This window comes from Kineococcus sp. GCM10028916, from assembly GCF_042674865.1.
GTDB lineage: Bacteria > Actinomycetota > Actinomycetes > Actinomycetales > Kineococcaceae > Kineococcus.
The window spans coordinates 124,053-150,527 of sequence record NZ_JBHTFM010000001.1 but is presented as its reverse complement, the minus strand read 5'-3'; the positions used below and the strand labels follow the sequence as shown (position 1 = coordinate 150,527).

The 26,475-nt window shown below is 72.2% G+C and carries 26 protein-coding genes; 9 read left to right on the top strand and 17 right to left on the bottom strand.

Annotation, left to right across the window (positions count from 1 at the left end; all coding sequences use genetic code 11):
• Nucleotides 1-60: 60 nt before the first annotated feature.
• The 3 genes from ACFQ46_RS00760 to ACFQ46_RS00750 form a co-directional block, all read right to left on the bottom strand.
• Nucleotides 61-522: a type II secretion system protein gene (locus ACFQ46_RS00760; RefSeq protein ID WP_380256231.1), complete on the bottom strand. Its 462-nt coding sequence runs from the start codon at nucleotides 520-522 to the stop codon at nucleotides 61-63.
• Between the two features lie 250 nt (nucleotides 523-772).
• Complete coding sequence (locus ACFQ46_RS00755) at nucleotides 773-2,035, bottom strand: type II secretion system F family protein (RefSeq protein WP_380256229.1); 1,263 nt, start codon at nucleotides 2,033-2,035, stop codon at nucleotides 773-775.
• A gap of 13 nt (nucleotides 2,036-2,048) precedes the next feature.
• On the bottom strand, nucleotides 2,049-3,425 hold the full coding sequence (locus ACFQ46_RS00750) for a type IV pilus twitching motility protein PilT (RefSeq protein ID WP_380256227.1): 1,377 nt from the start codon (nucleotides 3,423-3,425) through the stop codon (nucleotides 2,049-2,051).
• Nucleotides 3,426-3,718: 293 nt separating this feature from the next.
• On the opposite strand from ACFQ46_RS00750, the gene ACFQ46_RS00745 reads away from it, so the two are divergent.
• Nucleotides 3,719-4,357 (top strand): hypothetical protein, encoded by a 639-nt coding sequence (locus ACFQ46_RS00745; RefSeq protein ID WP_380256225.1) that lies wholly within the window; start codon nucleotides 3,719-3,721, stop codon nucleotides 4,355-4,357.
• Between the two features lie 33 nt (nucleotides 4,358-4,390).
• Here the strand turns inward: ACFQ46_RS00745 and ACFQ46_RS00740 are convergent, their stop codons facing one another.
• The 6 genes from ACFQ46_RS00740 to ACFQ46_RS00715 all read right to left on the bottom strand — a co-directional run bounded on the left by ACFQ46_RS00740 (nucleotide 4,391) and on the right by ACFQ46_RS00715 (nucleotide 11,701).
• The gene (locus ACFQ46_RS00740) at nucleotides 4,391-5,251 is read right to left on the bottom strand and encodes a shikimate dehydrogenase (RefSeq protein ID WP_380256223.1); all 861 of its coding nucleotides are present in this window, start codon (nucleotides 5,249-5,251) and stop codon (nucleotides 4,391-4,393) included.
• A 21-nt stretch (nucleotides 5,252-5,272) separates the two neighbouring features.
• Nucleotides 5,273-6,367 (bottom strand): endolytic transglycosylase MltG, encoded by a 1,095-nt coding sequence (gene mltG, locus ACFQ46_RS00735; protein WP_380256221.1) that lies wholly within the window; start codon nucleotides 6,365-6,367, stop codon nucleotides 5,273-5,275.
• An 8-nt stretch (nucleotides 6,368-6,375) separates the two neighbouring features.
• A complete protein-coding gene (ruvX, locus tag ACFQ46_RS00730) occupies nucleotides 6,376-6,918 on the bottom strand; it encodes a Holliday junction resolvase RuvX (RefSeq protein ID WP_328295883.1) in 543 nt (180 codons plus the stop codon).
• A gap of 26 nt (nucleotides 6,919-6,944) precedes the next feature.
• A complete protein-coding gene (gene alaS / locus ACFQ46_RS00725) occupies nucleotides 6,945-9,626 on the bottom strand; it encodes an alanine--tRNA ligase (protein WP_380256219.1) in 2,682 nt (893 codons plus the stop codon).
• 138 nt (nucleotides 9,627-9,764) lie between these two features.
• Nucleotides 9,765-10,304 (bottom strand): type II toxin-antitoxin system PemK/MazF family toxin, encoded by a 540-nt coding sequence (locus tag ACFQ46_RS00720; protein ID WP_380256217.1) that lies wholly within the window; start codon nucleotides 10,302-10,304, stop codon nucleotides 9,765-9,767.
• Nucleotides 10,305-10,321: 17 nt separating this feature from the next.
• A complete protein-coding gene (locus ACFQ46_RS00715) occupies nucleotides 10,322-11,701 on the bottom strand; it encodes a replication-associated recombination protein A (RefSeq protein ID WP_380256215.1) in 1,380 nt (459 codons plus the stop codon).
• Between the two features lie 93 nt (nucleotides 11,702-11,794).
• On the opposite strand from ACFQ46_RS00715, the gene ACFQ46_RS00710 reads away from it, so the two are divergent.
• The 6 genes from ACFQ46_RS00710 to ACFQ46_RS00685 all read left to right on the top strand — a co-directional run bounded on the left by ACFQ46_RS00710 (nucleotide 11,795) and on the right by ACFQ46_RS00685 (nucleotide 18,573).
• Nucleotides 11,795-12,259, top strand: coding sequence for an STAS domain-containing protein (locus ACFQ46_RS00710; RefSeq protein ID WP_380256213.1), 465 nt, complete (start codon nucleotides 11,795-11,797; stop codon nucleotides 12,257-12,259).
• 159 nt (nucleotides 12,260-12,418) lie between these two features.
• The gene (locus ACFQ46_RS00705) at nucleotides 12,419-13,174 is read left to right on the top strand and encodes a response regulator transcription factor (protein WP_380256211.1); all 756 of its coding nucleotides are present in this window, start codon (nucleotides 12,419-12,421) and stop codon (nucleotides 13,172-13,174) included.
• 28 nt (nucleotides 13,175-13,202) lie between these two features.
• On the top strand, nucleotides 13,203-14,726 hold the full coding sequence (locus ACFQ46_RS00700; RefSeq protein WP_380256209.1) for a sensor histidine kinase: 1,524 nt from the start codon (nucleotides 13,203-13,205) through the stop codon (nucleotides 14,724-14,726).
• An 86-nt stretch (nucleotides 14,727-14,812) separates the two neighbouring features.
• Nucleotides 14,813-16,132 (top strand): glycosyltransferase, encoded by a 1,320-nt coding sequence (locus tag ACFQ46_RS00695; protein WP_380256207.1) that lies wholly within the window; start codon nucleotides 14,813-14,815, stop codon nucleotides 16,130-16,132.
• Nucleotides 16,129-18,213, top strand: a complete 2,085-nt coding sequence (locus ACFQ46_RS00690) for an ArnT family glycosyltransferase (protein WP_380256205.1) — start codon at nucleotides 16,129-16,131, stop codon at nucleotides 18,211-18,213. Before ACFQ46_RS00695 ends, ACFQ46_RS00690 begins: the two co-directional genes overlap by 4 nt.
• A gap of 129 nt (nucleotides 18,214-18,342) precedes the next feature.
• Complete coding sequence (locus ACFQ46_RS00685) at nucleotides 18,343-18,573, top strand: hypothetical protein (protein WP_380256203.1); 231 nt, start codon at nucleotides 18,343-18,345, stop codon at nucleotides 18,571-18,573.
• Here ACFQ46_RS00685 and ACFQ46_RS00680 read toward each other — a convergent pair.
• The 7 genes from ACFQ46_RS00680 to ACFQ46_RS00650 form a co-directional block, all read right to left on the bottom strand.
• The gene (locus tag ACFQ46_RS00680; protein ID WP_380256201.1) at nucleotides 18,511-19,152 is read right to left on the bottom strand and encodes a phosphatase PAP2 family protein; all 642 of its coding nucleotides are present in this window, start codon (nucleotides 19,150-19,152) and stop codon (nucleotides 18,511-18,513) included. The genes ACFQ46_RS00685 and ACFQ46_RS00680 overlap by 63 nt on opposite strands.
• Nucleotides 19,149-20,939, bottom strand: a complete 1,791-nt coding sequence (gene aspS, locus ACFQ46_RS00675; protein WP_380256199.1) for an aspartate--tRNA ligase — start codon at nucleotides 20,937-20,939, stop codon at nucleotides 19,149-19,151. The genes ACFQ46_RS00680 and aspS overlap by 4 nt, the downstream gene beginning before the upstream one ends.
• A gap of 86 nt (nucleotides 20,940-21,025) precedes the next feature.
• Nucleotides 21,026-21,415 (bottom strand): roadblock/LC7 domain-containing protein, encoded by a 390-nt coding sequence (locus ACFQ46_RS00670; protein ID WP_380156736.1) that lies wholly within the window; start codon nucleotides 21,413-21,415, stop codon nucleotides 21,026-21,028.
• A complete protein-coding gene (locus ACFQ46_RS00665; RefSeq protein WP_380256197.1) occupies nucleotides 21,412-22,011 on the bottom strand; it encodes an ATP/GTP-binding protein in 600 nt (199 codons plus the stop codon). Before ACFQ46_RS00665 ends, ACFQ46_RS00670 begins: the two co-directional genes overlap by 4 nt.
• 118 nt (nucleotides 22,012-22,129) lie before the next feature.
• Complete coding sequence (locus ACFQ46_RS00660) at nucleotides 22,130-22,498, bottom strand: hypothetical protein (protein WP_328295869.1); 369 nt, start codon at nucleotides 22,496-22,498, stop codon at nucleotides 22,130-22,132.
• A 76-nt stretch (nucleotides 22,499-22,574) separates the two neighbouring features.
• Nucleotides 22,575-23,474 (bottom strand): GNAT family N-acetyltransferase, encoded by a 900-nt coding sequence (locus ACFQ46_RS00655; protein WP_380256195.1) that lies wholly within the window; start codon nucleotides 23,472-23,474, stop codon nucleotides 22,575-22,577.
• A 314-nt stretch (nucleotides 23,475-23,788) separates the two neighbouring features.
• Nucleotides 23,789-23,923 carry a hypothetical protein gene (locus tag ACFQ46_RS00650; RefSeq protein ID WP_380256193.1) on the bottom strand — a complete coding sequence of 45 codons (135 nt, stop codon included), beginning with the start codon at nucleotides 23,921-23,923 and terminating at the stop codon, nucleotides 23,789-23,791.
• Nucleotides 23,924-24,358: 435 nt separating this feature from the next.
• On the opposite strand from ACFQ46_RS00650, the gene ACFQ46_RS00645 reads away from it, so the two are divergent.
• Nucleotides 24,359-25,030 carry a hypothetical protein gene (locus tag ACFQ46_RS00645; protein ID WP_380256191.1) on the top strand — a complete coding sequence of 224 codons (672 nt, stop codon included), beginning with the start codon at nucleotides 24,359-24,361 and terminating at the stop codon, nucleotides 25,028-25,030.
• Between the two features lie 51 nt (nucleotides 25,031-25,081).
• Nucleotides 25,082-25,768 carry a pentapeptide repeat-containing protein gene (locus ACFQ46_RS00640; RefSeq protein ID WP_380256189.1) on the top strand — a complete coding sequence of 229 codons (687 nt, stop codon included), beginning with the start codon at nucleotides 25,082-25,084 and terminating at the stop codon, nucleotides 25,766-25,768.
• Nucleotides 25,769-25,770: 2 nt separating this feature from the next.
• On the opposite strand, the gene ACFQ46_RS00635 is transcribed toward ACFQ46_RS00640, so the two are convergent.
• A complete protein-coding gene (locus tag ACFQ46_RS00635) occupies nucleotides 25,771-26,463 on the bottom strand; it encodes an MBL fold metallo-hydrolase (RefSeq protein ID WP_380256187.1) in 693 nt (230 codons plus the stop codon).
• Nucleotides 26,464-26,475 lie beyond the last annotated feature (12 nt).

Sequence of the window (26,475 nt, the reverse complement as noted above, 5' to 3'; positions counted from 1 at the left end):
GCCTCCTACGAAGACTGGGCCGGGACACGGGGTCCCGGCCCAGTCAGCGGTTGACCTGGATCAGGGGCAGGTCTCGCCCTGGGTGAGGCCGTCCTGGGTGAACTTCCACGCCTTGTCGCTGGAGCTCGTGGCGGACAGGTTGTCGCCCCAGCCGCTCTGCACGACGACGCAGTACTGGGTAGAGCTCGTGATGGTGGAGACGGGCAGGATCTTGTTGCCCGAGCTGAGCTTGCCCTTGGTGACCTCGACGGCCGGGGTGGCGGTCGTCTTGAGGCTCCAGTTGCCAGCGGTGGAGCTGGCGGTGAGGCCACCGGAAGCGTCGACGTAGTAGGCGGCGAGCTCCTTGCCGATCACCGAGACGTCGGACTTGGCCGAGGTCTCACGGGCCTTCGCGCGCTGGGACAGGAAGACCGGGATGGCGATGGCGGCGAGGATGCCGATGATGATCATGACGACGAGGAGCTCGATCAGGGTGAAGCCCTGGTCCTTCTCGTCGATGGACTTGCGGATGCGAGCGAGCATTCGATGCTCCCCTTCGGTGAGATCCGGAGCCGCTCGCTGGTCGCGCACCGGCTGTCCGGTGTGGCGGCTCTTGACACTTAGTTCTTCGGTCGCAGGCGACCAGGGCTTGAGCATCGAGATCACGCGATCACCCGTTGAGATCAACGCTCCAACAACCGACGGCCACGGCCCGTGAGGAGCCTGCCGCTCATGAGCCGTGACCGGCCTGCTCACTGACCCCGGAGCCCACTCGGCAGTGGGCCCCATCCGATCAGTTGATGAGGTTGAAGACGCCGAAGATCGGCATGTACATGGCGATGATCATGGCGCCGATGATGCTGCCCAGGACGGCGATCATCAGAGGCTCGATGAGGCTGGTGAGGGCCTCGGTCGTGGCCTCTACCTCCTGGTCGTAGAAGTCGGAGATCTTGTGCAGCATGGTGTCCAGTGCGCCCGTGTCCTCGCCGACGCTCATCATCTGGACGACCATGGCGGGGAAGATGCGGTGCTGGGCCAGGGGACCCGCCAACGACTGCCCTGATCTCACGCTCTCCATGACGTCAGTGGCCGCCCGTTGGACCACGACGTTTCCGCTGGCCGATCCGACGATCTCCAGGCTCTGAAGGATGGGGACGCCCGATCGAAGCATCGTCCCCAGGTTCCGTGTGAACCTGCTGAGGGCGATCTTCTGCGTCAGCATGCCGAAGATCGGCATCTTCAGCTTCAGCGGATCGACGACGTTGCGCACACCGTCCCGGTTCTTGACCCGGCGCCAGACGATCGACCCGGCGATCCCGGCGACGAGGCCGATCGGAGCGACGAACTTCATGGCGTTGGACAGCCACACCAGCACCTGGGTCGGGAGTGGAAGCTTGCCCCCCAGGTCGGAGAACATCGTGGCGAAGACCGGGACGATGAAGAGCAGCATCCCGACGACCGCCAAGATGGCGATGACGAACACCACGACCGGGTAGGTCATGGCGGACTTCACCTTGGCCTTCAGCTTCACCTCGGCTTCGAAGTTGTCGGCGAGCTGGATCAGCACCTGGTCCAGAAAACCGCCGACCTCGCCGGCGCGGATCATGTTGATCATCAAGGGCGGGAAGACGTCGATGTGCCGGGCGAGGGCCGTCGAGAGGGACGTACCCGACTCGACCTCCCCGCGGACCTCGCCGAGGGTGGCGGCGAGCTTCTTGCTCTCGGTCTGCTCCGCCAGGATCGAGAGCGCCTTGATGAGCGAGAGGCCCGAGGACACCATCGTCGCGAACTGCCGCGACATCAGCGCCAGGTCCTTCAGCCCCACCCGGTTGGACCCGGGGAGGGTGATCTCCATGTTGACGCCCTTGCCGGCCCTGGACGCGACCACGGAGACCGGGGCCATGCCCTGACTGACGAGTCGGGTGACGACCGCCTGCTGATCGTTCGCCTCCAGGACGCCCTTGACCAGCTTGCCGCCGCGGTCGCGCGCGGAGTACTCGAAGCTCGTGTGCCCGGCCTTGACCTGCCGGGGTGCCGCCTTCGTGGCCGTTGCCATCTCTGGTCCTTTCTCAGCGCCCGGTCAGGCGACGGAAGTCGTCGGCGGCGGAGCACTTCTCCAGGCCGTGTTCGAACGTGATCTGACGGGTCTTCACGAGCTCCGCCAGGTGCTGGTCGAGGGTGTGCATCCCGAACTGGGCGCCGGCCTGCATGGCGGTGCCGATCTGGTGGGTCTTGCCCTCGCGGATCAGGTTGCGGATGGCGGGGGTGGCGACGAGGACCTCGGTGGCGACGACGCGGCCGCGGCCGTCGGCGCGCTTGCAGAGGGTCTGGCAGACGATCCCCTGGATGGCGCCGGCGAACTGGGTGCGGATCTGGGTCTGCTGGTGGGGCGGGAAGACGTCGATGACGCGGTCGATCGTGGAGGCGGCGCTGGAGGTGTGCAGGGTGCCGAAGACGAGGTGACCGGTCTCGGCGGCGGTGAGGGCCACCGAGATCGTCTCGAGGTCGCGCATCTCGCCGACGAGGATGATGTCGGGGTCCTGGCGCAGCACGCTCTTCAGCGCGTTGGCGAAGGACTTGGTGTCCTCCCCCACCTCGCGCTGGTTGACGATGCAGCTCTTGTGCCGGTGCAGGAACTCGATGGGGTCCTCGACGGTCATGATGTGGTCCTTGCGGGTCCGGTTCGCGAGGTCCACCACCGAGGCGAGGGTCGTCGACTTGCCGGAACCGGTGGGACCCGTCACGAGGACGAACCCGCGCTGCAGGCTCGCGAAGGAACCGACTACGGGCGGGACGCCGAGGTCCTCGAGGGGTTTGATGTCGAAGGGGATCTGGCGGAACGCCGCCCCGGTCGACTCGCGCTGGCGGTAGACGTTGACGCGGAAGCGGGAGTGCCCGGGCACCTGGTAGGCGAAGTCGAGCTCGAGGTTGGCCTCGAAGGTCTCGCGCTGCTTCTGGGTGAGGATCGCGTAGATCATCTCCTGCAGCACGTTCGTCGTCATCCGCGGGAACTCGTCCATGGGCTCGACCTCGCCGGAGACCCGGACGGAGGGGGGTGTGCCGACGGTGAAGTGGACGTCGGAGGCCCCCAGTTCCAGCGCGCGGATGAGGACCTCGTTGATGCGGACGGTCGCGCCGCGGTCGGCGTCCGCACCCGAGGTCACGAGCGCCTCGGGTTCGGGGTGCTCGGTCCGGGCCTCGGGGACGAGCTGCGCCACGACGGGCACACCGACGGGCACCGGGGCGACGGGCGAGACGGCGAGGGGTGTGGAGGAGTGCCGGGGCACCTCCTCGACCACGGGCGCCAGCTGGAACTCCTGAGGAGCGGGAGCGGGAGCGGGCGGCGCGGCGATCACGGCCTCGTCGCTCTCCAGCTGCTTCAGGAGCGCGCTGATGTTCGGGCGCGCCGAAGGCACCCCGTCGCCCCCGCCCGGTCGGAAGTTCACCGGGACGTAAGCCTCCGAGGGCTGTCCGCCCTGACCAGCGTTGTCCATCTCGCTCCCCACACACACGACCACGACGAAGGAGAGCGCTGACCTCCAGCACTCCCCTGTGCTCATCGGTCGGGGTGGGGACCCGCTTGAGAGCGGCGATCACGACGCTGGCCCGTTCGGGTGGTGCACCTCCTCGGCAGACGCGACGAAGGTCACGTGCGCCGCCGCGGTCCCCGTCCGGCGCCTCCCAGGCGACGGGTGGAAGCTGGTGCCCGCACGCAGGGCAGGAACTCGAGGGGACAGCAGTGAGTCAGCAGGCGATGGACGACCGGGGCACGACGCGGCGGCAACGGGGTGGGCCGCTGGTGTGGCTGGGCGGGATCGCGGCCGTCATCGCGGTCGGCGTCCTGGTCACGATCGCGTCGTTGCTGGTCCGCTCGGCCCGCGAGGCGCATGAGGTGGCGCGCGCCGGTGAGCACCTCCCCCAGCTCGGGACGTACGACCTCACCACCCAGCCCGGCGAGGGCCGCACCGCCTCCGTCGACGACGGCGCGGTGCGCGTGGAGGCGACGTCGGTGGTCGTGTCGGCGAGGACGGTCTCGGTGGCGCTGACCTGGTCCACGACGACCGGTCGGGACGTCCAGCTCTCGTGCGCGAGCGACTCCGCCCCCGGTGGGTCGTGGTGGGCGACGTCGGACGCCCTCGCGGCGTCGGCGTCGGAGCAGAGCAGCGCCTCGTGCCCCGCGACCGGAGCCCTGGACATCGCGGTCGACCGGCCCGTGACCGACAAGCACGTCTTCGCCCGCGACGCGGCCTGGGGCGACGGGCCCGCGACGCTGGCGGTGTGGACCGTGGCCAGCGCGACCACCGACCCGGACCGCACGGCCCCGCCGACCGCGCAGCTCACCGTCGACCTGTCGCAGGCGCGGTTCACCGCGTCCTGAGGACGGACGTGCCTGGTCCCCACGAGGGGTGGATCAGGCCCGCGCCCGCTCCGCCAGCGCCGCCAACCCGGCCGCGCGCATCGCCTCCACCGGCCCGTCCCGTCCGGTCATCAGCTCCACCTGGGCGACGGCCTGGTGCAGCAGCATCTCGAAACCGCCGACGACGACCCCGCCCCAGCGTTGCGCGATCGGGGTCGGCCACGGCGCGTAGACCACGTCGAGCAGCAGCGGCCACCACACCGGGCGGAAGGCGCCGAGGACGGCGTCGGTCATCGCGTCCGAGCCGCCGATGGGGACGGTCGAGATGACGACGTCCGCGGACAACGCCACGGCCAGCTCGGACCAGTCGCGGATCTCCACCTCGCCGCCGAGGCGGGCGGCGACCCCGCGCAGCTCCGCCGCCCGGTCGGGAGACCTGACCACGGCGACGGGACGGGGACAACCGGCCTGCAGCAGGGCCACGACGGCGGACCGCGCGGTCGCTCCCCCGCCCAGCACGACGCCCCGGCGGATCCGCGACGCGCCGGCCTCGGCCAGCGCGGTCACCAGACCGATGACGTCGGTGTTCTCGGCCCGCAACCGCACCCCCCGCCGCCCCGGGGTGTTGCGCCGGTCCAGTCGGGGGGTGACGACGACGGTGTTGACGGAGCCGACGGCGCGGGCGAAGTCGCTGACCTCGTCGACGAGCGGCACGACCGCCTGCTTGAGCGGCATCGTGAGGCTGAGTCCGGCCCAGCCGGCGTCGAGGTCGCCGATCACGGCCGGTAGCCGCTCCTCGTCGACCTCGAGCAGGTCGTAGCTCCACCCCTCCAGCCCGAGCGCCGCGTACGCCGCCCGGTGCAGGGCGGGCGAGAGCGAGTGCCGGATGGGGGAACCGCAGACCGCGGCCTTCATCGGGAGCCCCTCATCGTGACGTCACTTGCCTTCCGGGTGCTCCCGCAGGTACTGCTGGAACAACGCGACGTTGGCGTTGTGCTCCTCGATGGTGGTCGCGAAACGGGTCTCACCCGTCTCGAGGTTCACCGTCACGAAGAACAGCCACGGGCCGTCGGCGGGGGCCAGGGCGGCGCGCAGGGCGTCCGCGCCGGGGTTGCTGATCGGTCCGGCGGGCAGGCCGGGGTGCAGGTAGGTGTTCCAGGGCGAGTCGGTCGCCCGCTGCTCGGCGGTGGTCGTCACGACGTTGGAGGAGTTCACCGCGTAGCTGACCGTGGAGTCCAGCTGCAGGTTCATCCCGATCGCCATCCGGTTGTCGAGGACGCGCGTCACCCGGGTCATGTCCTCGGCGCTGCGCGCCTCCTTCTGCGCGATGCTCGCCTCGACCACGACGTCGTGCATCTGCTCGGGGGTGACGCCGAGGTCGGCCATGACCTTCGTCGACTGGGCGACCATCGCGGTGAGCAGCTCGACGGCGGTCTCGTCAGGGTCGACGTCGTAGGTCGCGGGGAAGAGGTAGCCCTCGACGTTGCCGTTCGCGGACGCCGGCAGACCGAGCGCGGCCGGGTTCGCCAGCGCCGCGCGGACGTCGGCGTCGGCGATGGAGGTGTTCTTCTCGATCAGCGCGTAGACCTGCTCGGCCCGCAGCCCCTCGGGGATCGTCAGCTTGGTGGTGACCTTGGCGCTCGGGTCGAGCATCAGCGCGACGGCGGCGGTGCCGGACATGTGCTCCTTCAGCCGGTAGGTACCCGGCTGGATCCCGGAGAACTTCGGCTGGGTCTGGGCAGCAGACACGAACGCGTTCTGGGTCTTCACCACGCCCGCGTCGACGAGGGTGCGCCCGATGGCCCGGCCGGTGTCACCGCTGGCGACCTTGACGTCGACGCTCCCGGTGCCCGTACCGTCCCAGTCGTCGCTCTCGGTGAAGTGGGCCACGACCGGTCCGAGGGTGCCCCAGGCCACCCACGTCCCGCCCCCGATGACGGCCAGCGCCGCGACGATCGCGACGAGCGCGCGTCGGCGACGGAGGCGGCGTCGCCGCCGTGACCCGTCCGAGCGGGTGTCGGGAAGATCCATCAGGTCCATCATGAGCCCCTGCCCTCCGTGGCGTCGGGACGTGCCTGTCCTTCCGCGGCCTGCTGACCCTCAGAGGTCACACCGTGCCCGCGGTGGCGGGCCTTGCGGCGCCCCTTCGGCCCTTCCATCACCCGTCCGGGCGCGTGACCTGCACGCTCGGCGTCCAACGCTGACTGCAGCAGCACCACCGCGGCGGCCTGGTCGACCACCGCGCGGAACTGCTTCTCCTTCTTGCCGGCGGCGTGCAGCAACCGGTGCGCGTCGACGGTGCTCAGCCGCTCGTCGACGAGTCGGACCGGCACCTCCGGGACGGCTCGGACGATCTTGGCCGCGTAGTCGAGCGCGCGCAAGGCCGCCGGGCCCTGGGACCCGTCCATCGACAGCGGCAGACCCATGACGATCTCGACCGCCGCCCGCGCGCGGGCCTCGGCCGCGATCTCGGCGACGTCACCGTCGCGCTCCGGATCGCGGACGAGGGTCCGCACGGGTGAGGCGATCACGCCTGCAGGGTCGCACGCCGCGAGGCCGACCCGGACGCTCCCGACGTCCACGGCGAGTCGGGCGCCTGGCCGCACCCTCAGACCGAGCCGGTCACGCGGGCGCCGACGAAGTCCTCGATCCCCTGCAGCGCGGCCACGACCTTGGTCGCGTCCTGACCACCGCCCTGGGCGAGGTCGTCCTTGCCGCCACCGCCCCCGCCGAGGGTCTGCGCGGCGCCGCGCACGAGTTCACCGGCCTTGACGCCCCAGCGGCGCGCCTCGGCGTTGGTGGCCACGACGACGACCGGACGGTCCTTGGCGACCCCCGCGATCGCGACGACCGTGGGCCGTGCGTCCCCGAGCCGCGACCTGACGTCGAGGACGAGCGTGCGCAGGTCGTCGGCCGAGACCGTCCCGGCGTCGTAGGTGACGACGTGGACCCCGAACTTGTCGACGGGGTCGGCGGCGATCGTCGGCGCGAGCGCGAGGACCTGGCCCGCGCGCAGCTTCGCGATCTCCTTCTCGGCGTCGCCGAGACGGGTCAGCAGCGAACCGATGCGGTCGGCCAGTTCCTCGGGCCGCGCCTTGACGACCTCGGTGAGCTGGTTGACCAGCAGGTGCTCACGCGTGAGGAACGCGTACGCGTCGGTGCCGACGAGAGCCTCGATGCGGCGCGCACCGGAACCGATGGAGGACTCCGAGACGATCGAGACGAGCCCGACCTGCTGCGACGTCAGGGTGTGCGTCCCCCCGCAGAGTTCCTTCGACCAGTTCTCGCCGATGGAGACGACGCGGACCTTGTCGCCGTACTTCTCGCCGAAGAGGGCCATGGCCCCCGAGTTCAGCGCCGACTCCCGGTCCATGATCGCCGCGGACACGGGGAGGTCGTCGGCCACCCGTTCGTTGACGACGCCCTCGATGTCGCGCACGAGGGCCGCCGCGACCTGGGAGCTGGAGTGGTAGTCGAAGCGCATCCGGCCCGGCGCGTTCTGCGACCCGGCCTGGGTGGCGGTGTCACCGAGGTGCTCGCGCACGACCTGGTGCACGAGGTGCGTCGCGGTGTGGGCGCGACTCACCGCACGACGGCGGTTCGCGTCGACGACGGCGTGCGCGCCGTCCCCCGCGACGACCTCACCGCTGGTGACGCTGCCCTTGTGGACATAGAGCCCGCGGACGGGCTGCTGCACGTCGGTGACGGTGACGACGGCGCCACCGGTCGTGGTGATCGTGCCGTGGTCGGCGAGCTGTCCACCGCCCTCGGCGTAGAACGGCGTGCGGTCGAGCACGACCTCGACGTCGCTGCCGGTCGGAGCGGACGGCGTGGAGACCCCGCCCTGCAGGACCACGGAGATCCGTGCTTCCCCGTCGGCGAGCTCGTAGCCGGTGAAGGTGACCGGCGCGGTCAGCTGCTCCAGCGTCTGGCGGTAGATCGACAGGTCCAGCCCGCCGAGCTTCTTCGCCTTCGCGTCCGCCTTGGCCCGGCCGACCTGCTCGGCCATCAACGTGCGGAAACCCGGCTCGTCGACGGTAACGCCGGCCTCGGCCGCCATCTCCAGGGTCAGATCGATCGGGAACCCGTAGGTGTCGTGCAGCTGGAACGCGCGGTCGCCCGTCAGCGTCGAACCGCCCGCCGCCTTCGTCTGCGCCACAGCCGTTTCGAAGATCGCGGTGCCGGAGACGAGGGTGCGCCGGAACGCCTGCTCCTCGGCGTAGGCGACCTTCGAGATCCGGTCGAAGTCGGTGCGCAGCTCCGGGTAGGAGGCGCTCATGACCTCCATCGAGGCGGGCAGCAGGATCGGCAGCGCCTCGTCCTCGAAACCGAGCAGGCGCATCGCGCGGACCGCACGACGGATCAGGCGACGCAGCACGTAGCCCGCGCCCTCGTTGCCGGGGGTGACGCCGTCGCCGATGAGCATGAGGGCGCTGCGGACGTGGTCGGCCACGACGCGCATGCGGACGTCGTCCTCGTGGTTGGCGCCGTAGTCCTTCTCGGCCGCGAGCGCCGCGTAGTCGAGGACGGGGCGGACCTCGTCGATCTCGTACATGTTGTCGACGCCCTGCTTGAGGAAGGCGACGCGTTCGAGCCCCATGCCGGTGTCGATGTTCTTCGCGGGGAGCTCGCCCTCGACGTCGAAGTCGACCTTCGACCGCACCGCGGAGAGCTGGTACTGCATGAAGACGAGGTTCCAGATCTCGATGTAGCGGTCCTCGTCGGCCTCGGGGCCGCCCTCGGCGCCGAACTCGGGACCGCGGTCGTAGTAGATCTCGGAGCAGGGGCCGCCGGGGCCGGGCTGGCCGGTGTTCCAGTAGTTGTCGGCCTTGCCGCGGCGCTGGATGCGCTCGGCGGGCATGCCGATCTCCTGCCACAGCCGGAACGCCTCGTCGTCGTCGAGGTAGACCGTGGTCCACAGCCGCGTCGGGTCGAAGCCGAGGCCGCCGTCGGCCTCGGGCGTCGTCAGCAGTTCCCAGGCGAAGGTGATGGCCTCGCGCTTGAAGTAGTCGCCGAAGGAGAAGTTGCCGTTCATCTGGAAGAACGTGCCGTGCCGGGTGGTCTTGCCGACCTCCTCGATGTCGAGGGTCCGCAGGCACTTCTGCACGCTCGTCGCGCGCTTGTACGGCGCGGGCACCTGAGCGGTGAGGTAGGGGATGAACGGCACCATCCCGGCGACGGTGAACATGAGGCTCGGGTCGGTCGACACCAGCGAGGCGCTGGGCACGATGGTGTGCCCCTTGCGCTCGAAGAAGTCGAGCCACCGACGACGGATCTCTGCCGTCTGCATCGGACGTGCCTCCTGCTGCTGGGTCTGCTGCCGTGTGGTGCGGGGGTGGTGCTCAGTACAGCCATCGACCCTACCCGTCCCCGTCCAGCGGGTTGCGTGGAGCGGTCGGTCGGGGATCCACGTCAGGACCCGGCGGGCTCACCAGCCGTGGAGGCGACGGCCTTCGGCGACGACGGCGTCGAAGCGGGCGCGCTCCAGCGCGGAACCCTCGCGGCGCACGTCGCGCGGGGAGACGGTCAGCACGCGGTCGACGCGGACCTCGCTGGGCCGGCCCTGGCGGTCCCAGGGGCCGGAGCCGACGTCGATCCAGACCCGGCCGTCCGCGGGGTCGCGGTCGTGGTCCTTGCTCGTCATCATCAGCCCGACGAGGTCGTCGCCGGAGCGACCGACGACGAGCACCGGGCGGTCCTTGCCGCGCCCGTCCATCTCCTCGAAGGGCACCCACGCCCAGACGACCTCGCCGGGGTCGGGGCGACCGTCCGCGCGGGGCGCGTACTCGATCGCCACCCCGCCGGAGGCCACCGCGGCACCGCCGCGACGCGGACGGAGACGTTCGCGACCGGCGTCGGCGGAGGTGGGTGTCCGCCGGGGCGCGGCGGTCTGGCGTTCGAGCTCGCGCAGCGCCGCGCGACCGCCGATCGCGAGGAGGCGGGTGAGGGCGGAACGGAGACCGGGCACGCGGGGAACGTACCGGCTCAGCGACCCCGCAGGATCCGGCGCAGCCGGGCGAGGCGCTCGCGGACCTGGTTCTCGAAACCCCGGTCGGTGGGGACGTAGTAGTCCTTGCCGACGAGTTCGTCGGGGGCGTACTGCTGCTCCGCGACCCCGGCGGGGACGTCGTGGGTGTAAACGTAGCCCTTGCCGTGGCCGAGCTTCTGCGCGCCGGAGTAGTGCGCGTCGCGCAGGTGCGGGGGGACCGACCCGCCGAGACCCGCACGGACGTCGGCGATCGCCGCGTTGATGCCCAGGTAGGAGGCGTTGGACTTCGGCGCCGTCGCGTTGTGCACGACGGCCTGGGCCAGGACGATCCGCGCCTCCGGCATCCCGATCTGGGCCACGGCGTGCATCGCGGCGACGGCCGTCTGCAGGGCCGACGGGTCGGCCATCCCGACGTCCTCGGAGGCCGCGATGACGATCCGCCGGGCGATGAAGCGGGGGTCCTCCCCCGCCTCGATCATGCGGGCCAGGTAGTGCAGGGCGGCATCGACGTCGGAACCGCGCATCGACTTGATGAGGGCGCTGGCCACGTCGTAGTGCTGGTCGCCCTGCCGGTCGTAGCGGACGGCGGCGCGGTCCAGGGCGCGTTCGGCGTGGACGAGGGTGATCCGCGCCGTCCCGGCCGCGGAGTCGTCGAGCGCCGTCCCGGCCGCGGCCTCGAGCGCCGTCAGCGCGCGTCGGGCGTCACCGTCGGCGACCCGCACGAGGTGGGCGAGCGCGTCGTCGTCGATCGTGACCTCCCCCGCGAGCCCCCGGGGGTCCTCGACCGCCTTGCGCAGCAACCCCTCCACGTCGGCGATCGTCAACGGCTGCAACGTCAGGAGCAGCGAGCGGGACAGCAGCGGGGTGACGACGGAGAAGTTCGGGTTCTCCGTGGTGGCGGCGACGAGCACCACCCAGCGGTTCTCCACCCCGGGCAGCAGGGCGTCCTGCTGGGCCTTGGTGAAGCGGTGGATCTCGTCGAGGAACAGCACGGTCTGACGGCGGTAGAGGTCGCGGTCGTCGCGGGCGGCCTCCATGACCTTGCGGACGTCCTTCACCCCCGCCGTGACCGCGGAGAGTTCCGCGAACTTGCGACCCCCGGAGTGCGCGAGGACGTTGGCCAGCGTCGTCTTCCCCGTTCCCGGGGGCCCCCAGAGGATCACCGAGGCCGGACCGGCGCGACCGAGGTCGCCGTCGGCGGCGAGGCGGCGCAACGGCGAGCCGGGTTGCAGGAGGTGCTGCTGACCGACGACCTCGTCGATCGAGCGCGGTCGCATCCGGACGGCCAGCGGCGCCCCGGCGAGCACCGACGGGGTCGTGCTTCCGTCCGCCCCCACGGAGTCCTCCGCGCTCGCACTGGAGAAGAGGTCGGCCACGCGGACAAGGTACGTGCTCCCCGGGACACGGCACGCAGCCCAGTCACAGGTTCCTCCGCACTCCCACCCACACCGCGCAGCGAGGCTGCCGCGATGACCCACACACCTCTCCGCATCCACCTCGTCACCCGCTCGGGCACCGGGCCCCTGCGGGGCGCCGAGCTCCCGGGCGCGACACGGACCTGGACCCCGGTCGAGACCTCCGCCGAGTCCCGGGCCGCCGTCGCGGTGTCCGGCGTGAGCACCCGCACCGACGGGGACCGGTTCACGGTCACGCTCACCGGCGACGTCGACCTCGTCCTGGCCGAGGAACTCGCCCGGATCGCCCGCCGGGTGGAGCAGCACTGCGCCCACCTCGCGACCACCCGGGCCCGCGTGCACCTCGACGTCCGCGAGGTGACCGCCGTGGACGCGAGCGCCCTCCGCTTCGTGGAGCGGGTGCGCCGGCTCTGCGCCGCGTGGGGGGCCGAGTGCACGACCTCGACCGCCCGCCCCGCGGTCGAGCAGGTCCTCGCGCTGGCCCGGCCCGTCGTCGACGGGGAACTCGCCGCCTCCTGAGCAGAGGGGTTGCGGGACAGGGCCCTAGAAGCGTGGTGGATGGGCGGAGTGGCGCACCAGCAGTCACAGGGTCCTCATTGGTCCGATCCAGTGACGACACACAGGTCCGTCTCAGGGTTTCCCACGACAGCTGGCAGGTTCAGGGTCGAGCATGGAGCCATGACCGCGATCACCAACCGCCGATCGGAACTCACCCGCCCCGACGGCACCGCTCTGCGGGTCCTCGTCGTGGACGACGAGTCGACGCTGTCGGAGCTGCTCAGCATGACCCTGCGCTACGAGGGCTGGGAGGTGCAGACGGCCGGCAACGGTCTCGACGCGGTCCGCGCCGCCCGGACGTTCCGTCCCGACGCCGTCATCCTCGACATCATGCTCCCGGACATCGACGGCCTCGAGGTCCTGCGCCGCCTGCGCGCCGACGCGACCGACGTCCCCGTCCTCTTCCTCACCGCGAAGGACGCCGTGGAGGACCGCGTCGCCGGTCTCACCGCCGGGGGTGACGACTACGTCACGAAGCCGTTCAGCCTGGAGGAGGTCGTGGCCCGGCTGCGCAGCCTGCTGCGCCGTTCCGGTCTCGCCGCAGCGAAGCAGGAACCCGTCCTCGCCGTCGGGGACCTCGTCCTCGACGAGGACAGCCACGAGGTCACCCGCGACGGCGTGGAGATCAAGCTCACCGCCACCGAGTTCGAACTGCTGCGCTACCTGATGCGCAACCCCCGCCGGGTGCTGTCCAAGGCGCAGATCCTCGACCGCGTCTGGAACTACGACTTCGGTGGCCAGGCGAACATCGTCGAGCTCTACATCTCCTACCTGCGCCGCAAGCTCGACGCCGGCCGCAACCCGATGATCCACACCGTCCGCGGCGCCGGCTACGTGCTCAAGCCCGCCGACGGTGTCGTCGCCGTCGCCAGCTGACCCTCGATCCGTCGGAGCTGATCCCCGGGTGCTGTCCCCCTTCCCCCGGCTGCGCCAGCCCCAGACCCTGCGCAGCCGGCTCGTGCTCACGACGAGCGCGCTGCTGGTCGCGGTCGGACTCGTCATCGGGGTGGTGACGGCGGGGGCGCTCTACTTCTCGCTCATGGGGCGGGTCGAGAAGCAGCTGGACGCGACGGTGAACCGCTCCCAGCGCTTCGTCGGTGACCCCGACCGCGGCGGGGGCAGCGGCGGGAACTTCCCGCCCCCGGAGCAGTTCGACCGGACCACGTGCAGCGACGGCACGACCCCGTCCTTCGTCGGACCGGGTCAGACCGACGGGACCCTGTACGCGCGCTACTCCGGCGGAGAGCTGCTGACGTCGCAGTCCGGCGTCTACGACGACTCGATCTCCACGCAGACCCCCTGCGTCCGTCAGCTGAGCGCCGCGCAGTCGGACGTCCTGGAGGAGATCACCGCCGGCCAGGAACTCACCGTGGACCTCGACGGTCTGGGCCGGTACCGGATCGCGGCCACCATCCTCGACGACGGGTCGCTGCAGGTCACCGGCTTGCCGCTGGCCGACGTGAACCGGACCCTGCTCACCGTCGTGGGCGTCGAGGTCGCCGTCATCCTCGGCGGCGTCGCCGTCGCGGCCGTCGTGGGTTCCTTCCTGGTGCGGCGTGATCTCCTTCCGCTGCAACGGGTCGCGACCACGGCGGCCCGGGTCTCCGAACTCGAGCTGGACCGCGGTGAGGTCGACCTCTCGCTGCGCGTCCCCGACGCCGACGCCGACGGAGCCACCGAGGTCGGCAAGGTCGGCCTCGCGCTGAACCGGATGCTGGAGAACGTCGGGTCCGCCCTCGAGGCCCGGCACACGTCCGAGCAGCGCGTCCGGCAGTTCGTCGCCGACGCCAGCCACGAGCTCCGCACCCCGCTGGCCGCGATCCGCGGGTACTCCGAGCTGACCCGCCGTTCCCGCGACCAGGTCCCGCCCGACGTCGCGCACGCCATGGGCCGGGTCGAGTCCGAGGCGGTCCGCATGACGGGTCTCGTCGAAGACCTGCTGCTGCTGGCCCGCCTCGACTCCGGCCGTCCGCTGGACCGTGAGAACGTCGACCTCACGATGACCGTCCTCGACGCGGTGAGCGACGCGCAGGTCGCCGGCCGCGACCACCGGTGGCGCCTGGACCTGCCCGACGAAGCCGTCGAGGTCGTCGGTGACCCCGGCCGACTGCACCAGGTGCTGACGAACCTGCTCGCCAACGCCCGCACCCACACCCCGCCGGGGACGACGGTCACCGTCGGGATCGTGCCGGACGGCGCGAGGACCCACCTCGAGGTCGTCGACGACGGTCCGGGCATCGACCCCGACGTCCTCCCCCGCGTGTTCGAGCGGTTCGCCCGCGCGGACTCCTCGCGTTCCCGGGCCGCCGGCAGCACCGGCCTCGGCCTGGCGATCGTGCAGGCCGTGGTGACCTCCCACCACGGGTCCGTGACGGTGGACAGCCGCCCCGGACGCACCGCGTTCCGCGTCACCCTGCCCTCGAGCTGAGACCCGTGATCGCGGGCGCGGGGTCTCACAGGTCGACCACAGCGGCAGCCCACGGCACCCGGAGGTCGCGGGACGACCTTGGGACCATGACAGCGACCACCTCCTCCACGGGGACGACGCCACCCCGGCCCCGGCCGGCCGCGGACACCGCCACCTGGGGCACCACCGCCGCCACCTCCGGGGCTCCCGTCCTGGACGTCGTGGTCCCCGTCTTCAACGAGGAGACCGACCTCGAACCCTGCGTCCGCCGCCTGCACGCGCACGTGGCCCGCTTCCCCTTCCGCACCCGCATCACCGTCGCCGACAACGCCAGCACCGACGGCACCCCGCGGGTCGCCCGCGCCCTGGCCGAGGAGCTCCCCGACGTCCGCCACGTCCGGCTCGAGGAGAAGGGGCGCGGGCGGGCGCTGAACCGGGTCTGGTCCGCCTCCGACGCCGAGGTCCTCGCCTACATGGACGTCGACCTCTCCACCGACCTCGCGGCCCTGCTGCCGCTGGTCGCGGGCCTGCTCTCCGGCCACTCCGACGTCGCCATCGGTTCGCGGCTGGCGAAGGGTTCCCACGTCGTCCGCGGCGCGAAGCGCGAGATCATCTCCCGCTGCTACAACCTGATCCTGCACGGCACGCTGCGGGTGCGCTTCACCGACGCCCAGTGCGGTTTCAAGGCCCTCCGCGCCGACGTGGCCCGGGAGATCCTGCCCCTCGTCGAGGACACCGGCTGGTTCTTCGACACCGAGGTGCTGGTGCTCGCCGAACGGTCCGGCCTGCGGATCCAGGAGATCCCAGTCGACTGGGTCGACGACCCCGACAGCACCGTCGACATCGTCGCCACCGCGGTGGCCGACCTGCGCGGGATCCGCCGGCTCGCGGGGGCGATGGCCTCGGGCCAGTTGCCGCTGAAGGAGATCCGCGCCAGCCTCGGCCGCGGCCCGCAGCCCGCCGCCCTCGCCGGCGTCCCGACCTCGCTCGCGGGGCAGCTCACCCGGTTCATCGCGGTCGGGCTCACCAGCACGGCCGCCTACGCCCTGCTGTACCTGCTGTTCCAGGAGTTCGGCAGCGCCCAGGTCGCGAACTTCGTGGCCCTCCTCGTCACCGCGGTCGCGAACACCGCCCTGAACCGTCGCGTGACGTTCGGGGTCCGCGGGCGGGACGGGGCGGGACGGCACCAGGCGCAGGGGCTGTTCGTGTTCCTGCTCGGCTGGGCCATCACCGCCGGCAGCCTGTCGGCGCTGCACTCGGGGAACCCCGACGCCGGTCGCGGGGTCGAGCTCGCGGTCCTCACCGCGGCGAACCTCGCGGCGACGGTCGTCCGCTTCCTGCTGCTGCGCTCCTGGGTGTTCCGCAGCCGCAGGCACCACCAACCCGGGGCCGAGCAGGCCGTCGACACCCCGCAGGAGCACGCATGAGCACCACCTCCGACGCCGTCCCGCGGTTCGAGCGCACCGCCGGCACCTCGCCGAGCACCGGGCGGTGGCGACGCGCGACGACGTCGGTCTGGCGGGGTCGCGACGCCGATCCGCGCTGGGTCCGACCCGTCCTGCTCGTCCTCCTCCTGACCACCGGCGTCCTCTACCTCGTGGGGTTGTCGGAGTCGGGGTGGGCGAACCCCTTCTACTCCGCGGCCGCGCAGGCGGGGTCGCAGTCGTGGGAGGCCTGGTTCTACGGCTCCTCCGACGCGGCGAACGCCATCACCGTCGACAAACCCCCGGCGGCGTTGTGGGTCACCGGGTTGTCGGTGCGCGTCTTCGGGTTGTCGTCGTGGTCGATCCTCGTGCCCCAGGCCCTCGAAGGCGTCGCCGCGGTGGCGCTGCTGTACGCGACCGTCCGCCGTCGCAGCACCCCCGCGGCCGGTCTGATCGCCGGAGCGCTGCTGGCCACCACGCCCGTCGCGGTCCTGATGTTCCGCTTCAACAACCCCGACGCCCTGCTGGTCCTGCTGATGATCGCCGCCACCTGGGCGGTCCTGACGTCGATCGACACCGGCCGGGCCCGGTTCCTGTGCTGGGCCGGGGTGTTCATCGGCCTGGGTTTCCTCACCAAGCAGTTGCAGGTGTTCCTCGTCCTACCCGGCCTCGGACTGGCCTACCTGTGGGCTGCGCCGCACGGCCTCGGCCGGCGCGTCCGGCACCTGCTGGTCGCGGGTGGCGCGGTGGTGCTGGCCGGCGGCTGGTGGGTCGCGGTCGTCGAACTCGTCCCGGACTCCTGGCGCCCCTACGTCGGCGGCTCGCAGGACAACTCGTTCCTGGAACTGACGTTCGGCTACAACGGCTTCGGTCGCCTGACCGGCGATGAGACCGGGAGCGTCGGCGCCACCCACGGCTGGGGCGAGACCGGTCTCGGGCGGATGTTCTCCTCCGAGTTCGGCGGGAACATCTCCTGGTTGCTGCCCGCGGCGTTCCTGCTCGCGATCGCCGGGTTCGTCGTGACCCGACGCGCCCCGCGGACCGACGCTCACCGCGCCGGCTACCTCGCCTGGGCCGGCTGGTTGCTGGTCACGTTCGTGGCCTTCAGCTTCATGTCCGGGATCATCCACCCCTACTACACGGTGGCCCTGGCCCCGGCCGTCGCGGCTCTGGTCGCGACGGGTGCGGTGGACCTGTGGCGGCTGCGGTCGGCCCGGTGGGCGCTGCCCGTCCTCGCGGTCGTCGTCGCGGTCAGCACGGCGTGGTCCGTCGTCCTGCTCTCCCGCAGCGCCGACTTCGTCCCGTGGGTGCGCTGGGTCGTCCTGGTCGCCGGGGTCCTGGCCGTCGCCGGGTTCGTCGCGGCGGCGTTCGTCCGTGGCCCGGTGTCCGGTCAGCTGCGGGGTTCACTGCGGCAGGCCGGTGCCGTCGCGGCCGCCATCGCGGTCCTCGCCGGTCCCACCTCGTACTCCCTGCAGACGGCGTCGACCGCCCACACCGGGGCGATCGTCTCCGCGGGCCCGACGGTGTCCTCCGGTTTCGGCATGGCCGGCGGGGTGCCCGGCACCCGCGGGGGCGGTCAGTTCAGCGGGATGTTCGCCCACGGCGGGGCCGGCGGTCAGACCGGTCAGCGGACGTTCGGGCCGCCGACCGGGACGGGCGGCACGACGGGCTCCGCCGGCACCGGACTCGGGACGCGGTCCGCGCGGGGTGGCGGGGCCGGTGGCCTGCTGGGCGCCAGCACCCCGGGTGCCGCGCTCACCGCCCTCCTCGAGGCCGACGCCGGTTCCTACTCGTGGGTCGCGGCCACGACGGGTTCGAACAACGCGGCCGGGTACCAGCTCGCCACCCAGGAACCGGTCATGGCCGTCGGCGGGTTCAACGGCACCGACCCGGCGCCGACGCTGGCCCAGTTCCAGGCCCACGTCGCGGCCGGCGACATCCACTACTACGTCGCGAGTTCCTCGATGGCCTCCACCACCTCCGGGGGCAGCGACGACGCCAACGAGATCTCCGAGTGGGTCGCGGCGAACTTCACCGCGACCACGGTCGACGGCACCACGGTCTACGACCTCACCGCCTCCTGACCCGGTCGGCACGAGCGCGAGCGTGGTCCCGCGGGACCACGCTCGCTGTCGTCGGGAGCCGGGTGCGGGCTGGGCCACCGCACAGGAACCTCCCGGGCCACGCAGAACCCCCGGCCCCAGGATGACGTCATGACGCAGCGCACCCGCACGAACCGCCTCCCCCGCCGCCTCCTCGCCGCCGGCCTCGTCACCGGGGTGGGCAGCCTCGGGCTCGCCGGGGCGGCGCAGGCCGAACCCACGACCGTCGACGCCGGCCACCGCGCGCCGGTGCACGTCAGCGAGGTCTCCCCCGCGGCGCTACCCGCGAGCCTCGGGACCGGGACCACTCGCCGCACCAGCTGGGTCACCGTCAGCCTCTGACGCGGACCGGGCGGCGAGCAGGACGATCAGACCCGCCAGCAGGAACCCGGCCAGCACGTCACTGGGCCAGTGCGCGCCCACCCAGACCCGGTCCACCGCGACCACCCCGAGTTCCAGGGAACCCAGGACGATCGCGCGGGAACGCCACCGGGCGGGCACCAGGACGAGCACGAACAGCAGCACCACCGTCGCCGACGCCAGGGCGTGCCCGGAGGGGAACGACCCGCCGCCGGCGGTGGTGTACCCGAGGTCGACGGCCGGACGTCCCCGGTCGAAGGCCGCCTTCAACGCCGGGGACGTCACCGACGCGACCGCACCCGCGACCAGGGCAGCCACCGCGGCCCGCCGGCGCCCGCGGCGCCAGACGGTCACGACGCCGAGGAGACCCGCGAGGTACACCCACACGGGCTGCGTGACGGCCTCGACGACCTGGGCGACCCGGGTGAGCCCGGGGTGGGCACCCGCGGCCGCCGTCCCGAGCTCGGAGAGGAACCGGTCCGGACGCGCCGTGGCGCCCGTGGTCACGAGGACCGCGAGCGCCACGAACAGGACGGCACACCCCAGGGCGGACCGGATCACGCCTCGACGGTCTCCGTCGGCTTCTTGGCCTCGGGCGTGAAGTCGACCCCAGCCTCGCGGCGCTGCTGCACCGTGATGGGCGCGGGAGCGGCCGTCAGCGGGTCGTAGCCGCCGCCGGACTTGGGGAAGGCGATGACCTCGCGGATGGAGTCGGAGCCGGTGAGCAGGGCGACGACGCGGTCCCAGCCGAAGGCGATCCCGCCGTGCGGCGGGGCGCCGAAGGAGAACGCGTCGAGGAGGAAGCCGAACTTCTCCCGCGCGTCGGCCTCGGAGATGCCCATGACCGCGAAGACGCGTTCCTGGACGTCGCGGCGGTGGATGCGGATCGAGCCGCCGCCGATCTCGTTGCCGTTGCAGACGATGTCGTAGGCGTTGGTGAGCGCGGACCCCGGGTCGGTGTCGAAGGTGTCGAGGTGCTCGGGCTTCGGGGCGGTGAAGGCGTGGTGCACGGCGTTCCAGCTACCGCCGCCGATCGACACGTCGTCATCCTCGGCCGCGGACTTGAACATGGGGGCGTCGACGACCCAGAGGAAGGACCACGCGTTCTCGTCGATCGCGCCGGTGCGCTTGGCGATCTCGGCGCGGGCGGCTCCGAGGAGGGCGCGGGAGGGGTTCACGGCGCCGGCGGCGAAGAAGATGCAGTCGCCGGGGTTCGCGCCGACGTGCGCGGCGAGACCGGCGCGTTCGGTGTCGGAGAGGTTCTTGGCGACCGGACCGGCGAGTTCGCCGTCCTCGCCGACGAGGACGTAGGCCAGCCCGCGGGCTCCGCGCTGCTTGGCCCACTCCTGCCAGGCGTCGAGGGTCTTGCGCGGCTGGGAGGCCCCACCCGGCATGACGACGGCACCGACGTAGGGGGACTGGAAGACGCGGAAGCTGGTGTCCGCGAAGAACTCCGCGCACTCGACGAGTTCGATGCCGAAGCGCAGGTCGGGCTTGTCGGAGCCGTAGCGGCGCATGGCCTCCTCGAAGGTCATCCGCGGGATCGGCAGCGGCACGTCGTAGCCGATGAGCTTCCAGAGCGCGGAGACGATCTGCTCGCCGAGGGTGATGACGTCGTCCTGCTCGACGAAGCTCATCTCGATGTCGAGCTGGGTGAACTCCGGCTGCCGGTCGGCGCGGAAGTCCTCGTCGCGGTAGCAGCGGGCGATCTGGTAGTAGCGCTCCATGCCGGCGACCATCAGCAACTGCTTGAACAGCTGCGGGCTCTGCGGCAGGGCGTACCAGGAGCCCGGGGACAGGCGCGCGGGGACGACGAAGTCGCGCGCCCCCTCGGGGGTCGACCGGGTCAGCGTCGGGGTCTCGACCTCGGTGAACGCGTGTTCCTCGAGCACGGTGCGCGCGGCCTTGTTCGCGGCCGAGCGCAGCTTCAGCGCGTTCGCGGGGCCGGTGCGGCGCAGGTCGAGGTAGCGGTACTTCAGCCGGGCCTCCTCACCGACGGTGAGGTGGTCGTCGATCTGGAACGGCAGCGGCGCGGCCTCGGAGAGGACCTCCAGCGCCGTGGTGTCGACCTCGACCGCACCCGTGGGGATGTTGGCGTTGTCGTTGCCGTCGGGGCGCAGCCGGACGTCGCCGGTGATGCGGATGCAGTACTCGTTGCGCAGGTCGCGGGCACCACCGGCGTCGAGGATCTCGTCGCGGGCGACGACCTGGACGACACCCGAGGCGTCGCGCAGGTCCAGGAAGGCCACTCCCCCGTGATCCCGTCGACGCGCCACCCAGCCGGTGAGCGTCACGGTCTGTCCGGCGTGACCGGCGCGCAGGCTGCCGGCCTCGTGGGTGCGGAGCACGGGAGGTCCCTTCGATCGTCAGAGCGCGGTGTGCGCACGGACGATCCTACGGAACGCCGCACCCCGGGGAGCACTCCCCCGAGGGGTCAGCGGGCGCGGGCCGGTGTCGCGCCGGACTCGGCGCCGGCGAGGTCGGCGACCAGCTTGAGGGCGAGGCGGTCGAGCAGCACGAGGTTGACGGAGGGGTCGGTGACGACGGCGAGGATGTGGCTGGTGGTGATCGCGTACACGACGAGAGCGCCGTCGGTGCCCTTGACGGTCGTGGACTGGAAGGGGCCGAGGACGTTGGCGTCCGCGGCGCGCTGGGCGATGCCGAGGACGGTCGCGACGATGGCGGCCGCGGACTCGTGGTCGCGTTCGGGACCGTCGTCGTGGAAGGCGAGGCCGTCGGTGCGGGCGACGAGGATCCGCCGCAGCCCCGGGATGTCGCGCTTGAGGGCGCCGCTGACCCGCATCGCGTGCTGCTTCACGATCATGCTGTGACTCCGTCCGTGCCGGCGGCGACGCGGCGGCTCTCGAGGGTGTGGACGCCGTCGAGCAGGACGGTCAGGACGGCCGTGCACTGGGACAGGTCGCGGGGGTCGCAGGCGATGAGCGCCGACGGCGAGGTGCCGAGGAGCTGCGCCAGTCGGGCGCGGGTGCCGGCGGGGTCGGCCCAGCGGCTGACCGCGACCAGGCGCGGGGCGGCCGGGGCGATGCGTTGGAAGGCCCCGACGATGTCGGCGGCCGCCTCGATGCTGGTGGAGCGGCTGGCGTCGACGAGGACGAGGTAGCCGTCCATGTTCCGGGCCAGCAGTTCCCACATGAAGGAGAACCGTTCCTGACCCGGGGTGCCGAAGAGGTTGACCTTGACGTCGTCCCAGCCGGCGGTGGCGGGGGCGGGCACCGTGAAGCTGGTGTGGTCCATCGCGACCGTCGTGGAGGCCTTGAGCGCGGCCGTCTCGTCGCTGACCCCGGTCTCGGTGGTCACGAGCGTCCCACCCCCGAGGCCTTCGGTGACGGTGGTGGCGAACGTGGTCTTGCCGGCCCCGAAGGGTCCGGTGACCACGATCTTGCGGGCGGGGCTGCTCACGGAGCTCCTCGGGAGGCGGGGTGGGTGCTGCGCGCGTCGGCGGTCGGACGCGGACGCGGTGAGGCGTCCGGCCGACCGCCGACGGGTGGTGCGGTGGTGCGGTCGTGCGGGGGGATCGTCAGATCGCGAGGTCGCGCTCGAGGATCGTCAGCTGACGACGGGCCATGGCGAGGTTCGAGGAGTCCTTCTTGAGGACCAGGTACAGGAACAGGCCCTGGCCGGACTGCGACTGGATGAGACGGATCAGGTGGATCTGGGTGCCGAGGGTGATGAGGATGTCCTCGATGTTCTCGGACAGGCCCAGGCGCTGCATGGTGCGCAGCTTGGCGCGGACGACGTCGGTGTTGCCGGCGGCGGCGACGTCGAGGTCGAGGGCGCCGCCCCCGGCCTGGCCGAGCGACATGCCGGACTCGTAGTCGACGAGGGCCGCGGCGGTGGCGCCGTCGATCTCGAGGCAGGCCTTCAGGGTGGCGTCGACGTTGGTCACGTCAGGTCCTTCCGTAGGTGGGGCTGCGGACGGCGGTCGATCCGCTGCCCGGTGGTGTCCCCCATTACTTCGGTCCTCAACGTCCCGGTCTGAACCGCAATCGGGATCGGTGAACGGGTGAACCGCGCTCGGACGAACGGGTGAGACCCGCTGTGGCCCACGACGTCCAGGAGTCCCGGCGGGAAGAGGCCTGGTCGGGAGAGGCCGGGTGGCCCGACGTGGTGCGGCGGCGTCTGCGGAGCTCCGTTCCGGCGTGGCCCCGAGGGGGAACTCGCCCTCCTGCGCGCTCGTCCGCCGGACGACGGTCCCGCGGCTCGCGGGACCGTCGTGACGACGCGGACCGGTACTCGACTGGCACGTGAGCGCCGCGGGCGTGGAGGTCGACGCAGCGCCGCACCGACCGGGGGTGGTCGGTCCGGAGCCACCGCGCGCACCGCGGGATGACCGGATGGATGTCAGTGGGTCCGAGGCCGCGCCGGTAGCTCACCTCGTCCAGGACGACGCCTTGGCGGTGGTCCTGCCTGGTGCGTCCGTCGGTGTGCCAGCCGCACCGTTCGTAGAAGCGCCGGGCACGGGCGTTGCCGGCCAGGACCCACGGGGTCACGTCGGTGAAGCCGTCGTCGCGCAGCTCGGTGGTGGCGGTGTCGAGCAGTGCTCGCCCGGCCCCGGTGTTCCAGTGTTCGGGGTGGACGTAGAGGGACTGGACCTCACCGGTGGTGGGTGCTGCGCTCTCGTCGCGGCTGGGGCCGTGACGCACGAAGCCGATGACGTCCCCAGTGACGTCGAGAGCGACGGAGCAGTGTCGTGGTGGGGTGGTGGGCAGTACCTCACGCCACCGTTCGACGGAGCTGCTCAGCGACAGTCCCGCGATCACCCTGTCGGGGATGAGGCCCGTGTAGGTGGCGCGCCAGGTGTCGACGTGGATGCGTGCGAGCTGGTCGGCGTCCTCGAGGACGGCGGGCCTCACCTCGGTCATCGTCGAACCCTAGGGACGGGGGCCGTTCGCTCGAGACACCGCGGCTGCGTCGCGCGTCTGCTCTTCGGTGAGGCCGCAGCGTCGCGGCCGCCGGCGACAGCGCTCACGACGCGGGATGACCGTGACGTCGGGCGCAGGGCGGCGTAGCGCAGCAACGCTCAGTCCAGGTAGCTGGTCCCGGGGTTGACTCTCACCGTGTCCGTGACGTCGACGGGCTGGGCCCCGCATGGCGCGTCCGCCATCCTCCGCTCGTGATCGTTCGCGAGCGTGCTGACGAAGACCTGTCCACCTGCGTCGAGGCACTCGAGGCCGGGTCATGGCCCCGCCTCGGCGACGGTGGTCCACAGGCGGTCCCTGGCCAGCGCGGCGTCGGTGTTGCGCGCTCCGGTCACGCTGCCGCTGGGGACGGTCTCGTCGATGTCGAGCAGCTCCTGACCGGTGAGGACCACCTCTGCCGCCGCGGCGTTCTCCTCCAGGCGGATCGGGCGAGGTCTCCGAGGGGCTCGACTGCCTGGAGCAGCGTGGTGGCGACAGGGGACGGTGAGAGCTCAGGTGGAGGCGGCGACGATGGGGCCCGGACGCGGTCGAGCGCGGGACCACGACACGGGCCAAGGGGACGACGGCGCCCCGGTGCGGGTGGGCGACGGCGATGGCGGAGAGGGCGAGGAATCGGCCACCGCGTGAACCCGCGCCGCGCCCAGGTCGGCGGGTGTGTCACCGGTGTCCCACGGGGAACCGCCCCGGGTGGCGCACCCCCCGGCGCGCGCCCCTTGTCGGAGCGTCGTGGGAACGGTTGACTGACCTCTAGCCGGTGGAGCCTGCGCTCGGACGGCTGCGCGCGTCGGGTGGGGGATGTCCGACGTCGATCGTCCCTGGGAGGTTGCGTGTCGGACGCCCTGAGCCGCGAGCACCACCTGCGGCACCGCGCCGAGCGCGTGCGCGCGGACCTGGAGGCCCTCTGGGGGGACGAGCTCCCCGAGGCTCCCGACCCGGTGCTGACCGTGCTCGTGGACGCCGTCGCCGTCGACGACCAGCACGGGGTGGACGACCGGCTCGTCGTCCAGGGGGACGGCCTGGGCTACGAGGCACTGGCCCGGGTCCTCGCCGACGTCCGCAGCTCCGCCACCCTGCACCTCGTGCCGCCCGCCCTGCGGGCCCGCCTCGCCGGTGTCCTGCCGCCGACGGGCCGCCTCATCGACCTGCGGGTCGCCGGGGAGGCCGCGCTGCAGAGCGAGTCGACCGGGGCGTGGGAGTACGACGCCACCGCGGACACCGTCGCCTGGGACGCCCGCAGCGGCGTCCTCTACGGCCTCGGCCAGCACCCCGGGGTCGCGTCGCTGCCGGAGTGGTTGCGGCGCAGCGTCCACGACGAGGACCGCTCACTCGTCTCCTCGGCGCTGCACTCCTCCGCCTCGACCGGGCTGCCCTACGACGTGCGCTTCCGGATCGCGCCGCCGCGGCACGGGGTGGTCGTCGCACGCGGACGCGTCCTCAACGGTCCCGGCGGTGGCGCGCGGGTGCTGGGCTTCGCGGCGGAGGACGTCGGCGTCGGCTAGTCCGGCACAGCAGCTGATCGGGCACCGCGGCTGATCGGGCACAGTGGCGCTGTGCCGAAGAAGCCCAGCCGCCGCTCCGAGGAGCCGGCGACGCCCACCCCCGACCTCCCGCTCGACGAGTCCACCCTCGAGGCGGCGACGCGGCCGCCGGGGGCGGGTGAGTCCCACGACGGACTCCTCTTCGGCGAGGCGACCTGCGGGGACCTCAGCGGCGTCGACGCCCGGGACGCGCGGTTCCTGGGGTGCGTGCTGTCCCGGGTGCGCGCCGACGGGCTGGCGTTGGCGGGGGCCCGCCTGATCGACGTGCGGATCACCGCGCTCGCCGCGACCGAGGCGCCGTGGCGCTCCTCCACCTGGCAGGAGGTGGTCGTCGAGGACTGCCGCGTCGGCGCGTGGGACCTCTCCGCGGCGCAGTGGACGCGCGTGGCCGTCCGCGGTGGCCGTTTCGACTTCGTGAACCTGCGCGAGGCGTCGCTGACCGACGTCACCTTCACCGGGTGCGACCTGCGTGAGGTCGACGTCTCCGGCGCGGGCCTCACGCGGGTGCGGTTCCTCGACTGCCGGATCGGGCACCTGGACGTGACCTCGGCCCGGTTGAGCGGTGTCGACCTGAGCGGGGCCGACGTCGAGGCCGTCAGTGGGATCGGGTCGCTGCGCGGCGCCCGGATCAGCGAGCTCCAGCTCCTCCGCCTCGCGCCGTTGCTCGCCGAGCACCTGGGACTGCAGGTGGCGGACTGACCTCAGGAGCCGCCGGCGAGACGGGCCAGCTGCTGCAGGTAGGGGTTGGTCGCGCGTTCGCGGGCGATCGTCGTCGCCGGCCCGTGCCCGGGCAGCACGTCGGTGGCGTCCTCCAGCGGCAGCACCCGCGTCAGCAGGCTGCGCAGCATCGCCTGGTGGTCCCCACCGGGCAGGTCGGTCCGCCCGATGGAGCCGGCGAAGAGCACGTCCCCGGACAGCAGCAGGTCGGGCTCCCCGGCCCGGTCGACCGAGAAGAGCACGGACCCCTCGGTGTGCCCGGGCGCGTGCTGGACGGCGATCGAGAGGCCCGCGACCTGCAGGGAGGCCCCGTCCTCGACGGTCACGACGTCGTCGGGGTCGCGCCACTGCACGGTGCCCGTCGTCGCCTCCAGGGCGTGGCGCAGGGGTGCCCCGATCCCGGCCAGCGGATCCTTCAGCCGGTACGCGTCGGCGCGGTGGATCGTGGCGGCGACACCGTGCGCCCCGCACACGGGGGTGACGGAGTACGTGTGGTCGAGGTGCCCGTGGGTCAGCAGGACCGCGGCGGGTTTCAACCGGTGCCGGCGCAGGACCTCGGCCAGGCGGTCGGCCACGTCGACCCCCGGGTCGACGACGACGCACTCCTCCCCGGCCCGGGGTGCGACGACGTAGCAGTTGGTCCCGAAGACGGTCGCCTCGACCGTGTCGATGAGCACGTCACGCACCCT